Origin of the sequence: Sulfoacidibacillus ferrooxidans (genome assembly GCF_022606465.1) — a bacterium.
Lineage (GTDB): Bacteria > Bacillota > Bacilli > Alicyclobacillales > SLC66 > Sulfoacidibacillus > Sulfoacidibacillus ferrooxidans.
In genome coordinates, this window is sequence record NZ_JALBUF010000001.1 from 786123 (window position 1) to 801289 (window position 15167).

The window sequence follows — 15167 nt, forward strand, 5'->3', positions numbered from 1 at the left end:
TTGAGCGTTCCAACAAGCGGGAAAAGGTAGACTATAGACTTGAAGCCGCCAGGCATCGCAGTACCAAAATGTGGATCACACGAATCTTCGGGATCATGATGTGTCAGCACCTGGATGCTTGGCATCAGGAGATTGACATCGATCTGAAGTCGACTCTTTTGGTAGCCTGAGCCACACAAAAATCCCGGAGCAGCCACGCTGACCTTTTCAAAAAAGATTCGAGCCGTGGCTTATTTGCCATGCCCAATTCCCTATGGAAACCAGCCCGACATCCCCGGGGCACCCCATTTCCAGTAAACAACTTGCATAATTACCGTCATTGCTCATTTAGGAACGTCTCAATGCCGAGAGGCTATATTGGTATAACAGCACACTTCTGGTATAACCCTCCTTCCCTCACGATGCATGAGCACAAGCGCTCTGCACAAGCTATTGGTGGAGGTGTTGCGACCATGTGGGATATGATGCAAAACGTAAAACGTCAAATGACGAAACCACCCAAACGGCAGTCGTCGATGGGCACACTACCAGCCTTACTCCTTGGAGCGGGGGTTGGCATCGCCACTTGGGAACTTGTTCGACGGCGCAATCTAACAACACCAGAATACGATGTTACTCCTATGAGCGCCCATATGGAGTAGCCCTTTGACCATGATAGACCCGTATACGGGTCTATCATTTCATAAATTGTTCAAAACTAACATTCAACTAGAATCCTTTATACGATTACAATAAGGTATAAACGTCATAACAATACGATGTTGTATCTAATTTGCTTTTACGAAAGGTGGGGAAGTTGCTTGGTCATGGCGCGCGCCGGATACCCGCTGTATTTGCAGCTTAAATCCTGGCTTATAGAGCGCATTTCATCTGGAGAATGGCCAGAGGGAACCATGATTCCAACTGAACAAGAATTAATGTTGGAGCATGGTGTTTCCCGTACAACAGTTCGTCAAGCTGTGCTCGATCTCGTTTCATCTGGTGATTTGATTCGTCGTCAAGGAAAAGGAACCTATGTTGCTCGACCCGATCACATTTTCACTTCTTCACCTCTTTATGGATTTAAAGAAGAATTTGATTATTTAGGACGCCATGTAGATATTCTATCTCTACAGATCGATCTCGTCCCTGCAGACATCGCTATTGCCACACACTTACGAGTAAGCATCGGGACGCCAGTCATTCATGTTGGCCGTATTGTCAGTGAAGCAGGCGATCCCATCTTTGCTGATGAAAGCTACTTACCAGAGTCTTTACGCCATGTCTGTTCTGAAGAACAATTACGTCATGGATCGATCTTCTCTGCTTTAGAGGCACACGGTATCGCGATTGCTTCTGGAGAACAAATAATTAGTGCAGAAAATGCAAGTACTGAAACTGCTCAAAAATTGCATTGCGCCGTCGGAGATGCAGTCATTCATATTATGAGAACCACAAAAAATGGTGGTGGGCAACCCATTGAATATTCTATCGCCCGTTATCGTGCAGATGCCTATGAGTACCGCATTCGCCTTGCCCGCACACTAAAAATGTAACGTACGTATTAGAGAGGAGGCCAAAGCTGTGAGACAGCTTTGGGTGAAGCGATGACAGACAATTCAACAGAAGCAACGCCTAGGTTTCCATTAAAGTTTTTTACTTCTAGGCCAAACTATCACTGGTATGTTGTCGCAACCGTATGTATCGGTGCGTTTATGGCAGCTCTTGATGGAAGTATTATCACAGTAGCACTTCCTACCATTGATAGAGAATTTAACGTAAATGTAAGCGAGAGCGCTTGGGTAGCGCTTGCCTATTTACTTACACTAACAGCACTTCTCGCCATGTTTGGTCGAATCGCAGATATTGTTGGAAGACGACCTTTATATACGATTGGATTTAGCATATTTATTATCGGCTCGGCGCTGTGTGGTGCATCACCCACACTCAGCCTACTCATCGGTTTTCGGGTTTTACAAGGAATTGGTGCTACCATGCTACAAGCAAACAGCGTAGCTATTGTTACTGCGGCCGTACCTCAAAAAGTACGAGGGAAAGCCATTGGCATTCAGGGATCCGCTCTTGCTGTAGGTCTTTCTCTTGGCCCTGCCATCGGAGGGCTGCTCATCGGTTTTTTTGGATGGCGCTCTATTTTTTATGTAAACGTGCCTGTAGGTATTATCGGAACCGCACTTGCAGCCATGATTTTGCCAATAGACTTGCATAAAGACGCAAGTGCAAAGTCAAACTTCGATTTTCTAGGCGCTTTTTTACTGGCTGTTAGCCTTATTGCCTTTTTACTTGGATTAAATCAGGGCAATGATGACGGCTGGGGCTCTCCTATTATCATTGGTTACTTTGTAGCGACAGTTCTTTTTGCCGTCCTTTTCTACTTTCAAGAAAAAAGGCATACTTCTCCACTCATTGACTTAGGGTTATTTAAAATTGAGCAACTTACCTGGGGTAACATTACTGGCTCCTTATCTTACGGTGTCATGTATGGAGTTTTATATATTGTTCCCTACTTTTTTGAAGATGTTCTCCACAAACCGTCATCGGCATCCGGCTTACTCACTACACCGTTGCCTATTGGCATGATGCTGCTAGCTCCTGTTGCAGGCAAAATTGCAGATAAATTCGGATCAAAATTGCCTACTGTCACTGGTATGGGGATTGCTACTCTAGGTACTATAGCGCTTATCTTTGTAGATGATAAAACAAACCTATTATTTATCATCATTGCACTATTTTTTGTTGGGGTCGGCATGGGGGTATTTACGCCGCCTAATAACAGCTCTGTGATGGGAAGCACGCCTCCCAATCGTCTTGGCGTTTCATCTGGCATGCTCAACATGTCGAGATCGCTAGGACAGAGTGTAGGAATTGCCTATGCGTTTGCTATTTTCCAGGGAGTTATTTTGATTTATCACTTTACTCCCAAAAATGCACCCGTAGGCCCACTTATTGCGGGATTTAAGTGGACGTTCATCGGTGTTGCTATCTTTGGTGCCGTTGCACTCTTTATCTCTCTCTTTAGAGGAAATGTAGAGAAGGTTGCTTTACCAGAAGAAGCGCATATCATTGAACTATAATGATCATCATAAAAATGGCGGGCGCCGAAAGGTTGCCCGCCATTTTTATCCTTTGAGTCAACTTTCAACAAAAATCATGATATGCTAGGCATGACTTATCCCTTTTAGTTATACCCTGAAAGGAGAGCATAGACATGCCTCGTCACAAAAATAGCACGCAATCACTCAATGTAAATTGGAAACGCACGGTCATCTGGATGATTGCATTGATCATTTTAGGTGTCTTTCTCACCATCTTACTTAGTCCAAACTCAGGGCTTTTAAAAACGGTTCCCACTGGATTCAAAGATATATTTCGTTTGATTATCGTCCTAGTCATCGGGGCTCTCGTCACAACATTCTTTGAACGTCATATTTTTCGCTTGTCTGTAGATCGATTGGGTTCGCAATCAGCAACATCGATTCGTTATGCCGCGCGCTTAATGATTTATATTATTATTGCATTATCCGCGTTAGGTGCAGTCGGTGTCGGCCTAACAAGCGTAGTATTTGGCGGAGCCTTTCTAACAGTCATCATAGGACTTGCAGGTCAAACCATGTTCTCTAATTTAATAGCGGGCATATGGATTATTGTGTTTCACCCCTTTCAAGTGGGCGAATTTATCACATTCATTACATGGCAATATCCTGTACTGATGCCTAGCTTTCCACATGAATCACTAAAACCTATGTATACCGGTTATGTAAAAGATATCAATCTAATGTACACTCTCATAGAAACACAAGAAGGTTATCCACAGGTCATTCCAAATGGCATTCTCGTTCAGGCTGCCATTGAAAATCGTTCAAGCACTGTGATGCATACAGCGCGTATACGCTTTGACGTTTCATACGATGTGGAGGCAGCCGTTCTGATCGATCGCTTACGTGAACGATTGCAACCATCACTTGCACATTCTTGGGTCGTCACTCCACAAGTTATGGTTGCAGATCTATATCCAACAAGCTACTCTGTCTTAATTAAGGTGCAAACTGACGAACGCGATGATGATGTGCGAAGTGCTGTTTTAATGGAAGCTTCAAAGGTCCTCGCATCTCTAAAAGTACACAGCCTCTCTTAGTGAAAGCACAGTACAAGCAATCATGGTAAACTGTAAACGTTTGGTTACGTAATAAGGAGCGATGAGCATGTCTCTCACTACGCACCTTGAAGATGGTTTTTTTATGGCGATTGGCATCATTATTATCTTACAAGTGATCGTAATCGTAAGTTCTGCGATCAGTACCCGCTTTCGCCGTCGCCGCCGAGCGGTCTCACTTGGCCGATTACATCTTCCTGAAATTCTCGTTAAGGAGAATCGCGTTCAAATTTATACCTATGGCATGACTCTGTATGAAGCGATGCTCGAAGATATTCAAGCAGCAAAGCAAAGCATTTGTATTGAGTCATTTATCTGGAAAGGTGATCGCATAGGATCTGCATTTAAGCAGGCTGTTTGCAAAAAAGCGCGCGAAGGCGTCGATGTTTATGTCATATTCGACAGCTTTGCTAACATGGTAGTTCCTGCGGAATTTAAACGATTCCCACATAATGTTCATCTTTTGCAATACAAAGCTTGGAGAAGACTTTGGGATGTGTTTGACCCTCGCAGATTAGCACGTGACCACCGCAAATTACTGGTCATCGATCAGCAAATTGGCTATGTCGGAGGCTATAATATTGGAGATTTATATGGAGCTAAGTGGCGAGATACCCATGTAAGAATAAAGGGAGAAGCAGCTAAAAACCTGTATTCATCATTTGTGGATTTTTGGAATACTCATGCATCTACCGATCAACATATCGAAAAAGAAACAGCATCCCTTTTTCCGTATATTCGTTTGTACGCAAACGATGCAACTAGGCTAATGTTTCCTATTCGCTCTATGTATATTGAAGCGATTGATCTAGCGAAGGACCGAATTCTTTTAACAACACCATACTTTATACCTGATCGTTATGTATTAAACTCCTTGATTCGCGCTGCTACAAGAGGTGTCGATGTGCGACTTATGGTTCCTCTGCAATCAAATCATTTACTTGCAGACTGGCTTGCGCACACTTACTTTACAGAATGCCTCCGTAAAGGCGTTCGCATCTTCCTATACCAAGGCGCTATGATTCACGCTAAAACAGCAACGATTGACGGAACTTGGTCAACCGTTGGAACAGCCAATCTGGATCGCCTTAGTTTACTAGGTAATTTTGAACTCAATATCGAATTTCTTAACCCTGAAGTAGCTGAACAAATGGACATCGTTTTTGTTTCTGACTTACAACACTGCAAGGAACTACATTTAGAAGAATGGGTACAACGCTCGATTCTACACAAATTGGGAGAGCTTGTGCTCTCCCCCTTATGGCCATTTTTATAATTGCAAAGACTTACTGATAGACAGGTGCTGCAAATGCCTCTAACTTTTTCATTGAGTCATTTGCAATATCTGCATGTAGACTATTGCCATGTGCGTCCATTGTTACAATAGCTGGGAATGCCTTCACTTGCAGATGCCACATGGCTTCTGGAATCCCAAATTGATCAAGAAAATCTACTCCATCCACTCCTGTAACTGTGCGCGCATAGTACTGGGCAGCTCCACCAATGGCATTTAAATAGACTGCACCTTGCTTTTGCAAACCTTGTAGCGTTTTAGGTCCCATACCACCTTTGCCAATCACCGCGCGAATCCCGAATTTTTCAATAATGTCCGCCTGATAGGGTTCTTCTCGAGAACTCGTTGTCGGTCCTGCGGCCTTCACATGCCATCCTGATTCATCTTCTAACATTACTGGACCACAATGATAGAGAACTCCACCATTCATATCTACTGGCGATTCATGCTCCATTAGATACTTATGAAGCGCATCTCGTCCAGTATGCATGGTACCATCTATTAATACGACATCCCCAACTTTTAGCTTACGAATCTGCTCTTCGCTAATCGGTGCCTTTAGCACAACTGCATGATCAGTGGAGATACCCCCGCGATTGGCAAAGGTTGCTGAACCTTCTTTGTACAACCACGAAGTGATCTTGCCGGTTGTGGCATTCAAATGGACACCTTGGCGGCGAAATGCCCAACAATTATAGGCAACCGAAACAAAAAAGCTAGCAGGAAGACGGTTCTGCACGCCAATCTTGCAACCAAGTAGTGTGACTCGACCACCAAAACCCATGGTTCCAATACCAAGCTGATTGGCCTTATCCATGACGTACTCTTCTAATTCTTTCAATTCTGGAATGGAGTTCTCGTCTTCAAGAGAGCGAAAAAGCTGTTCTTTTGCATGCTGATATCCACTTGTACGGTCTCCACCAATCGATACACCGACTACTCCAGCGCTACAGCCCTGTCCCTGCGCCTGATATACAGCATGTAGTATACATTTACGTACACCATCTAAATCACGACCTGCTTTACCTAATCCTTCGATTTCCATCGGTAAGCTGTATTGAATATTTTTATTTTCACAGCCGCCACCCTTTAAAATCAACTTCACTTCAACATCATCGCGCTCCCACTGATGAAAATGGATCACTGGAGTCCCAGGGCCAAGATTATCTCCCGTGTTTTTCCCAGTCAGTGAGTCAACCGAATTGGTTCGTAACTTCCCAAGTCGTGTTGCTTCGGCGACTGCTGCTTTAATTTCTCGTTCCATGACGATCTGATTAGCACCAACTGGCGTATGCACTTCAAATGTAGGCATACCTGTATCTTGGCAAATAGGGCCTTGATCAGATTCAGCAGTCCCTACATTGTCTACAATCGTGTCAAGTGCAAGTGCTGCCCGGCTTCCCATTTCTTCACGTAACTGCGCCCGAGCCAGTGCCCTTCTTACATCAGGCGGCAAATTGGTCGATGTATCTACGATCAATTCTAAAATACTCTGTTGGAAATATTCCATTTCTCTACACCTACCTCAATTTGTACCCTGCCATGCTACCTATCTATTATACTCCAAGCAGCATCGCTCATCGAGATCAATAAATTACATGATATTGAAAATAATAAGAGAAGCGATAGAGCATCCAACTTTTCTTGGACCATCTATAGCTTCTCTTATTATGCCTTCACTTTGCCGGTACAAGTACAAATGCTCCAACAATCATCGCTGTTAGGATTACGAGTGGTGCTGAGAATCGAAATACAAAGAGTGCTAATGCAGCAAGTACCGCTACGGCAAACATTCTCCAATCAGGAAAGGAACCCTTAGATGACATCCATGCAGTCTGTAGTAGGAGCACAACGACTACTGGTCGCACACCTGCAATGAGTCCAGCTAAATGAGGATTGCCCTTCAACAATCCTAAAAGATTGACTAGCAAAACAATTCCGATTGAAGTAGGACCCACCATTCCAACTAATGCCACAAATCCTCCTAAAAGACCACCAGTTTGATAGCCAATAAAGGTAGCTAGTTTTGTAGCTATGGGACCAGGCAACGTATTTGCCAGTGCTAACGCATCTGTAAATTGTTGCTGTGTCATAAAGTGATAGCCTTCAACCACCTGCGATTGAATAATAGGAATGGATGCAGGACCACCACCGTATCCAAGTAATCCCGACTTTAACATCGCAAAAAATAGGTTCCAAATTGTTTTCCCCATGTCGCCCCCCCACCCTGCTAACTCTTATCTACTATTTTACTTGGAAACCTCTACAATCGACAAGAGTTTTCCACCATAGAAGGGAGACAAAGAGGGGGCTGCTGCTACTAGCTAGTCCTTGGGATTAAATACAGATGCCTTTTTCTTTACTTTATATAATGGAGGACGAATCAGCAGTCCTTTAACGCCTTTCCAATTAAATGGGAATAAAGGCCATAAATAGGGTATGCCTAACGCTCGTGTCCGCCCTAGCAAAACGATAATGAACACAATGCCTATCAAAAAACCAATACCACCAAATATCCAAGATAACACGATTAACAACAGACGCATAAGTCGATTTGCAGAAGAAAGTTCTCGTGAAGATGTTGCGAACTGAGCAATTGCCGCACCGCCCATAAACACAAGTACTTCTGGTGATACCAGATTCATCATTGTAGCAAATTGGCCAAATACTAAGCCTGCAACAATACCTATTGACGACGCGAGTGTTGCTGGTGTATTGATAACAGCCCGCTCAAATAAATCGACACCAAGTTGAGCTAATAAAAATTGAAATCCTAGTGAAAACGGTAATGGTTTGGGTGTACCTAAAAACGAAATGGCTTTTGGCAAATGATTATGTTCTGCTGCTAAGACAATAAATACACCTGGTGCTAATACAGAGATCAGACTTGCCAATATAATTCCAACCCGCAGATACATCCCTACTGCAGGATAAGAGTGATAATCTTCAGGATGATGCAAATGATGAAACACAGTAGTAGGACCTACAATAACCTCAGGCGTAGTATCGACAATCACCACTACTTGCCCTTCGAGCAGACCTGTAGTAGCTACATCGGGCCGCTCAGTATAGCGGACGATCGGAAAAGGATTCCACCCGATCTTACCAAGCCATTCGGTAACAGGTTGCTCTCCCATCGCGACCATATCATTTGGAATCGTTTTTAATGCATGTCGAAAACGCTCCACTAACTCGTCGTTCGTCACATCCTGTAGATACATCAGACTCACATCTGTTTGCGATCGGGATCCAATCTGTAATAATTCTACTCGCAACCTCGGATCGCGTAACCGCCGACGAATTAACGCAACATTCATCAGCATCGTTTCCACAAAACCATCTCGCGGTCCGCGTACTACGCGTTCTACTGCAGGCTCATCAATCCCACGCATGGGATAAATCCGCGTATCTATGATGAGGACATCGGCGTAGCCTTCTAAAAATATGACAAGCGGCCCAGAAAGTATAAACCGTACTGCATCCGCCATTTTTTTTACGATTTGAACCTGAACAAAACTAATGGTTACATTTAAATGGTTCACAAGTTCATCTAGCGTAAATGATCCTTGTGGATGCTGCGCCACAAATTCTTTAATCGACATCTCTAAGTTCTCCACGATCAAAACCATGTCAATCGTTAAAAAATAACCATTCGCAGTATAGGCTGTCATTTTAATATCTTCAAACACAAATGCTTTTGCAATTAAATCCCAACTTACACCTATCCCTAATAATTCTTTTAAAAACGCATCATTTTCCTCTAAACGAGAAGAAATTGGTACGTCTTGAAGTGATTCCATAGCCGTTGTCATCGCTTTCACTCCTCCACAAGAAGTATGCGAAATTGGCAGGAACACTATACACATTCATATTTTGTAATCCTATCTCTTCAAAAATTAATACGTTTGTAAAACAAATTTAATCAGAATTACAGTTACATCGCTTAACATGGACATTAATGAGTCCATACTGCAAAGATAAGGGAGGTATTGACCATCGACGAGAATGTAATGTGGCAAAAAACAAAGGTAAACCGTGTAGCACGTGAAAATTTGCACGAACACAAAGGTGCTGTCGTTTGGTTTACAGGACTCTCCGGTTCAGGAAAATCAACGATTGCTGCAGAATTGGAATGGCATCTGTATCGACAAGGTATCCACACCTACCTATTAGATGGAGACAATGTCAGACTCGGATTGAATGAAGACTTGGGTTTCTCCATGCGAGATCGCGAAGAGAACATTCGACGTGTCGGTCATCTCGCAAAATTATTTGTCGATGCAGGCATGGTCGTCATTGTAGCTATGATATCCCCCCTGCGCAAAGATCGCGAATGGGTACGCAGTCTCTTTGCACAAGGAGAATTCATCGAGACATTTATCGACTGTCCCCTTGATATCTGCATCGAAAGAGACCCTAAAGGATTGTATAAGAAAGCTCTTGCTGGATCGATCCCTGACTTCACAGGCATTAGCTCACCTTATGAACATCCGATCCACGCGGATTTAACCATCCGTACTAACCAAGTGCGTATCAGTGAAGCGGTGTCTACGATTGAGACCCATCTTGTTGCACAGATCATTCCTGAACGAAGTTCGCAAACATTACAAAAGACACATGTACTTCATCAACGCTAACCAACCATCATGATTCAGGAGTGAACGCAGTGACTGCTTTATCCCCACACGGTGGAGTACTTGTTCATCGACGCATCGGTCCATATACAGACGAATCGTATTCAAACAACCTACAGCGCGTCATCATCGACGATGTTGCCATCAGCGATCTTGAACAAATGGGTATGGGAGCCTTTTCTCCGCTTGTTGGATTCATGGATGAAATGGACTACCATTCCGTTGTCACGCAGATGCGACTGGCCAATGGCATCGTATGGCCATTGCCCATTGCTCTTCCCATCTCTGCCGATCAAGCACAACTAATTACACTTGGTGAAACAGTGCTTTTGATCGATGAGCATGGTACACCACACGCTACCATGGTTGTCACAAGTAAGTATCAGGTAAACTTGAATCATGTAGTGAACCATCTTTATCAAACCAATGATTCTGCACACCCAGGAGTCATGCGAACATTGGAACGAGGAAGCGTTCATCTGGGCGGTCCAGTGTCTGTGTTTACAACAACCACACAGGATCATTATGCCAGCTATCTACGCACGCCACAGGAAACGCGACAGCTGTTTGAAAAAAAGGGTTGGAAAACGATTGTCGGATTTCAAACACGCAATCCTATTCATCGAGCGCATGAATACATTCAAAAATGCGCGTTAGAAACGATGGATGGTTTGTTTATTCATCCTCTGGTTGGGCCTACGAAAGCGGATGATGTTCCAGCACCACTGCGCATGCGTGCATATGAGACAGTCATTGAACACTACTATCCTAAAAACCGCGTTGCACTGGGTATCTTTACTGCTGCGATGCGCTATGCTGGGCCACGCGAAGCCATCTTACATGCATTGGTTCGAAAAAATTTTGGTTGTACACATTTTATTGTAGGTCGCGATCACGCTGGAGTAGGCAACTATTACGGTACGTACGACGCTCAAAAAATATTCTCGCTATTTACTCCTGAGGAGATTGGCATCTCGCCCATGTTCTTTGATCATGCCTTCTATTGTAAGGAGTGTGGAGGTATGGCCACGGAAAAAACGTGTCCTCACGATGAAAAGGCACACGTGTTTCTCTCTGGCACCAAAGTTCGCACCATGCTTAAAGCGGGAATCGTGCCTCCTGAAGAATTTACACGCCGCGAAACTGCACGTGTATTAATGGAGTTTTATGAAGAGGCTGTTTTGCCAATCGCATCTGAAAACTAAATTATAGTGGGGGTTAACACATTTGAGATGCTCACATCTTCTCACTCCTTTACTTGAGGCACAGGAAGTTCACATATACACACATTTGCGTGGCGATCCTGACTCTGCTAGTGCCTTTGCTTTAGCTGAAGCATTGCGTCAACTTGGAAAAGTCGTGAGTGTTGCACATGATTTACCCGAATATCTGGATTGGCTCATCCCTGAATTTCCTTACACTAGCACGCATTCACCACATGCACTAAAAGTCGCTGTAGACACGGGCAATTACGCTAGACTAGCGTTTGCGCAGCCTATCTTAGAACGCATTTCGCAACAAATATTGCGTTATGGATCTGAATCGTCTATTCCTACAGATGACTTATGGTCCATCGAGTCGATCGATGTAGTTATTGATCACCATGAAAGTAATCGTGGGTATGGGAAGATCAATTGGGTTGTACCCGAAGCGAGTTCAACAGCAGAATTACTGACTGAATTAATCCAAGAGTTAGAACAGGTGACAGGACGTACTCTCTTTTCGAAGGAAGTCTGTAGGCAACTCTACACAGGGATCATCTCAGACACACAGTGGTTTAAAAGAGACGTCACGGCGCATACCTACGCGATGGCAAGCATGCTTGAGCAACGGGCACTTATCGATAAAGTTGCTCTATATGAGCAACTTGAGCAGCGTTCCATATCGTATTTCCGCATGGGTGAGATGTTGCGTGCAAACTTTAAACAATACGACGATGTTCTTGTCTCCTTTTTAGACTTACCCACCATCTCACAATTGGGTATTTCAAGTGAAGAGGCTGCGCAGACCATGGAAGAATTAGAACGTCTACCCGGTCGTATTTTTTTACTATTTATCGAACTACCTTCTGGAGATATTCGCGTGCGTCTACGAGGTAAAGGAATTCCAATCCTCCCGCTAGCGAAACAATTTGATGGTGGTGGGCATGAATTTCGCGCGGGTGCAACGATTCACTCTTTTTCTCAGATGGAAGATGTCATTACTGCCGCTAAACATGTGCTTACAGAAGCTATCTCTGTCTAGCAAATCACGTGAATATTCACATATCAAGGAGAGATGATCTACTTTGTTACCCCATTTTTTACTTGTAGGAGCCGCTAAATCTGGGACAAGTTCACTAGATCGCTACTTAGCAGAACATCCTCAAATCTATATACCACCTAAAAAAGAAGCTCATTATTTTAGTACCCCAAGTTTCCCTCCGCAATTTAAAGGGAAAGGCGACGAAGGCATGAATACGGAGACCATCCGGCAACGCGAGCAATATGAGCGGCTATTTGCTGCAGCACATGAAAGCCAAATTGTTGGAGAATCGTCTGCATTTTATCTCTATTTTCCTGACACGGCTGAACGCATCGCTGCTGACAACCCTCATATGAAGATCATCATTACTTTGCGCAATCCAGTCGATCGCGCCTATTCTGCATACATGTACCTCCGCCGCGACGAGCGCGAGGAGCTTCCATTTGAAGCAGCGCTCGAAGCGGAAGAAAAGAGAAAAATGCAGGATTATGAACCCATGTGGCTATATAAAGAATTGAGCCTTTACCACTCTCAAATCAAACGTTATTTTCAAGTATTTCCTAAAGAACAAGTCAAAGTTATTCTTTTTGAAGATTTTACATCTGATACAAGACAAACCATGCGAGACGTGTATAGCTTCTTAGGTGTTGATCCTACATTTACAGCAGATACCTCCATACACTATAACGAATCAGGGCTACCAAAGTCTCGTGCATTATTTAATTTTATTTCTCAACCAAATGGCTTAAAAGAGTTAGTCAAACCCTTGATTCCAAGTGCTCTTCGCGAGAGGCTGGGTAATCGAGCAAAATCTATGTTACTTGAAAAAGTGAGTATGAATCCAGATACGCGTACTGCCTTACGCGATTATTTTCATGATGATGTTATGAAACTACAAGACTTGCTTAAGCGTGATCTTGGCGCATGGCTCTAATTAAGAATTTCTGTGCGCCCATCTGTGCGCAGGAATTCTGCATACATAGCATACGATGGCTTAATCGCAGGTAGTAACTTTAATGCTTTGGGAATTGGACCTTTCGCTACAATTTGCCTTCGTGAAAGTGCAGATAGCAAATTGACTTTTCCCAACCAAAATTGATGTGCAACATCTGCCTTCATCGTCATAAAGATTTCCGGCTTAATCTCTGTAGGTCCGAGAATAACCGAAAAATATCCGCCATCAGGATCTTTTTGCGTTGCATCAATCGTAACAATACCCTCTGGGTCAGAATATTCCCATTGAACGATAATGTGTGAACTTTGAATCTGTTGACCCATCTCTGACTCAAACTTTATTTGATTAAAAAAGCGCCCAAACACATCATAGAGTTCATCTGAATTTTTAAATACACTCATCCTGTGCACACTCCCTCAATGTAGTTACACCTAGACCTTGCTATGCACTAATCGTACAAATACAAAATTTCGTCTTCTAATTCAACGTACACATTTTTTACTTGCGTGTAATCTAATAGTCCTTCTATCCCGAGTTCTCGACCCATACCAGATTGTTTATATCCACCAAACGGCGCTTCTACGCGTAACATGCTATAATTATTGATCCACACAGTACCTAGCTGTAAACGGCGCGCCATGCGAAGCCCTTTTTTTATATCCTGTGTCCACACTCCGCCTGCCAATCCATACTTCGATTGATTGGCTAGAGCAACTGCCTCTGCCTCCCCAGAAAACGGTAAAATAACAATAACTGGGCCGAATATCTCCTCTTGACAAATGTCTGCATCTGCTGGTACATCAATAAATACTGTGGGCTCATAGAAAAAACCCGCGGCAAGCTCTGGATCAGTTGGGCGTTTGCCACCACACAATAGGTGTCCGCCTTGAGCAATTCCACGCGAAACAAAGTACTCTACTTTATCCAGTTGCTGCTGTGAAATAAGCGACCCCATGTTTGTATCCCAAGATAGTGGATGGCCTACTTTTAGTTTTTTCACGCGTGTAAGAAATTGAGATACAAATTGATCCCAAATAGGACGCTCCACATATACTCTCGTTCCTGCAATGCACACTTCTCCTTGATTCATAAAAGCTCCAGTCATCACTCCGCTGACAGCCTGATCTAGATTACAATCTGCAAAGACGATATTAGGTCCTTTACCACCTAATTCTAACGTAACTTTTTTTAGTGTTTTTGCACATAGCTCCATAATTCGCTGTCCTGTGGCTGTTGATCCTGTAAAAGACACTTTATCTACTTCAGTATGTTGGACAAGCGCCTCTCCGGCATCTTTTCCAAATCCTGTAATAACATTCAATACCCCATCCGGAATGCCAATGCGATTACAAATATGAGCCAATTCAAGAACCGTCAGTGGCGTATATTCTGATGGTTTTAAAACGATTGTGTTTCCCGCCGCAAGTGCTGGTGCCACTTTAAAGGAAGCAAGCAATAAAGGAAAATTGAAGGGTACAATCATCCCTATCACGCCAATCGGTTCACGCAGGGTAAAATCCAGCACCTGCTGTGCAAGTGGTACTTGTCTGCCTCCAATGTGTGAAGCTAGATCCGCATAGTAAGAAAAACAATCAGCTGCTAGATGGATGTCAATCATACTAGTTTCCATGATCGGTTTACCAGATGAGAGCGATTCTAACTCCGCCAAACGATCCACTTCTTCGTGTAAGATGGTCGCTATTTTACGTAGATAATCCGCGCGAATGGGTGCATTTAAGTAACTGGACCATTCATCTTTATCAAACGCTTTACGCGCAGCTTGCACAGCTACATCTACATCATCACTATTAGCTTTTGCTACTGTTGCCACTAAGCTCTGATCAGCAGGGCAACGTACCTCCATCGTTTCTTCGCTCACCGAGTGGACCC

The 15167-nt window shown here is 43.6% G+C and carries 14 protein-coding genes; 9 read left to right on the forward strand and 5 right to left on the reverse strand.

What is annotated here, in order from left to right:
- Positions 1-341: 341 nt before the first annotated feature.
- From MM817_RS03865 to MM817_RS03890, 5 genes are all read left to right on the forward strand, one after another.
- Positions 342-641, forward strand: a complete 300-nt coding sequence (locus tag MM817_RS03865) for a hypothetical protein (RefSeq protein WP_241712109.1) — start codon at positions 342-344, stop codon at positions 639-641.
- Positions 642-806: 165 nt separating this feature from the next.
- A complete protein-coding gene (locus tag MM817_RS16865) occupies positions 807-1535 on the forward strand; it encodes a GntR family transcriptional regulator (protein ID WP_272879720.1) in 729 nt (242 codons plus the stop codon).
- Between the two features lie 51 nt (positions 1536-1586).
- Positions 1587-3071, forward strand: coding sequence for an MFS transporter (locus MM817_RS03880; protein ID WP_241712110.1), 1485 nt, complete (start codon positions 1587-1589; stop codon positions 3069-3071).
- A 134-nt stretch (positions 3072-3205) separates the two neighbouring features.
- Positions 3206-4132, forward strand: a complete 927-nt coding sequence (locus MM817_RS03885; protein WP_241712111.1) for a mechanosensitive ion channel family protein — start codon at positions 3206-3208, stop codon at positions 4130-4132.
- Between the two features lie 67 nt (positions 4133-4199).
- Positions 4200-5426 (forward strand): phospholipase D-like domain-containing protein, encoded by a 1227-nt coding sequence (locus MM817_RS03890; protein ID WP_241712112.1) that lies wholly within the window; start codon positions 4200-4202, stop codon positions 5424-5426.
- 10 nt (positions 5427-5436) lie between these two features.
- On the opposite strand, the gene MM817_RS03895 is transcribed toward MM817_RS03890, so the two are convergent.
- The 3 genes from MM817_RS03895 to MM817_RS03905 all read right to left on the reverse strand — a co-directional run bounded on the left by MM817_RS03895 (position 5437) and on the right by MM817_RS03905 (position 9256).
- On the reverse strand, positions 5437-6954 hold the full coding sequence (locus tag MM817_RS03895; RefSeq protein ID WP_241712113.1) for a FumA C-terminus/TtdB family hydratase beta subunit: 1518 nt from the start codon (positions 6952-6954) through the stop codon (positions 5437-5439).
- Between the two features lie 166 nt (positions 6955-7120).
- A complete protein-coding gene (locus tag MM817_RS03900; protein WP_241712114.1) occupies positions 7121-7657 on the reverse strand; it encodes a chromate transporter in 537 nt (178 codons plus the stop codon).
- Between the two features lie 111 nt (positions 7658-7768).
- Positions 7769-9256, reverse strand: a complete 1488-nt coding sequence (locus MM817_RS03905; RefSeq protein ID WP_241712115.1) for a spore germination protein — start codon at positions 9254-9256, stop codon at positions 7769-7771.
- Positions 9257-9433: 177 nt separating this feature from the next.
- On the opposite strand from MM817_RS03905, the gene cysC reads away from it, so the two are divergent.
- Genes cysC through MM817_RS03925 form a run of 4 tightly spaced genes read left to right on the forward strand, consistent with a single transcriptional unit; the run spans position 9434 to position 13256 of the window.
- A complete protein-coding gene (gene cysC, locus MM817_RS03910) occupies positions 9434-10081 on the forward strand; it encodes an adenylyl-sulfate kinase (RefSeq protein WP_241712116.1) in 648 nt (215 codons plus the stop codon).
- Positions 10082-10110: 29 nt separating this feature from the next.
- Positions 10111-11283: a sulfate adenylyltransferase gene (sat, locus tag MM817_RS03915; protein WP_241712117.1), complete on the forward strand. Its 1173-nt coding sequence runs from the start codon at positions 10111-10113 to the stop codon at positions 11281-11283.
- 22 nt (positions 11284-11305) lie between these two features.
- A complete protein-coding gene (locus tag MM817_RS03920; RefSeq protein ID WP_241712118.1) occupies positions 11306-12322 on the forward strand; it encodes a DHH family phosphoesterase in 1017 nt (338 codons plus the stop codon).
- Positions 12323-12365: 43 nt separating this feature from the next.
- Positions 12366-13256: a sulfotransferase family protein gene (locus tag MM817_RS03925; protein WP_241712119.1), complete on the forward strand. Its 891-nt coding sequence runs from the start codon at positions 12366-12368 to the stop codon at positions 13254-13256.
- Here the strand turns inward: MM817_RS03925 and MM817_RS03930 are convergent.
- Together MM817_RS03930 and MM817_RS03935 are read right to left on the reverse strand one after the other, a co-directional pair.
- Entirely contained in the window at positions 13253-13678 is a 426-nt protein-coding gene (locus tag MM817_RS03930) for an SCP2 sterol-binding domain-containing protein (RefSeq protein ID WP_241712120.1), read from the reverse strand. The two genes, MM817_RS03925 and MM817_RS03930, sit on opposite strands and share 4 nt — an antisense overlap.
- A 47-nt stretch (positions 13679-13725) precedes the next feature.
- Positions 13726-15156: an aldehyde dehydrogenase family protein gene (locus MM817_RS03935; protein ID WP_241712121.1), complete on the reverse strand. Its 1431-nt coding sequence runs from the start codon at positions 15154-15156 to the stop codon at positions 13726-13728.
- Positions 15157-15167 lie beyond the last annotated feature (11 nt).

Coding starts and splice junctions, on each gene's coding strand:
- MM817_RS03900 (WP_241712114.1), bottom strand. CDS start 7,657: ATGGGGAAAACAATTTGGAACCTATTTTTTGCGATGTTAAAGTCGGGA.
- MM817_RS03930 (WP_241712120.1), bottom strand. CDS start 13,678: ATGAGTGTATTTAAAAATTCAGATGAACTCTATGATGTGTTTGGGCGC.
- MM817_RS03865 (WP_241712109.1), top strand. CDS start 342: ATGCCGAGAGGCTATATTGGTATAACAGCACACTTCTGGTATAACCCT.
- MM817_RS03890 (WP_241712112.1), top strand. CDS start 4,200: ATGTCTCTCACTACGCACCTTGAAGATGGTTTTTTTATGGCGATTGGC.
- MM817_RS03895 (WP_241712113.1), bottom strand. CDS start 6,954: ATGGAATATTTCCAACAGAGTATTTTAGAATTGATCGTAGATACATCG.
- MM817_RS03905 (WP_241712115.1), bottom strand. CDS start 9,256: ATGACAACGGCTATGGAATCACTTCAAGACGTACCAATTTCTTCTCGT.
- MM817_RS03880 (WP_241712110.1), top strand. CDS start 1,587: ATGACAGACAATTCAACAGAAGCAACGCCTAGGTTTCCATTAAAGTTT.
- MM817_RS03885 (WP_241712111.1), top strand. CDS start 3,206: ATGCCTCGTCACAAAAATAGCACGCAATCACTCAATGTAAATTGGAAA.
- MM817_RS16865 (WP_272879720.1), top strand. CDS start 807: ATGGCGCGCGCCGGATACCCGCTGTATTTGCAGCTTAAATCCTGGCTT.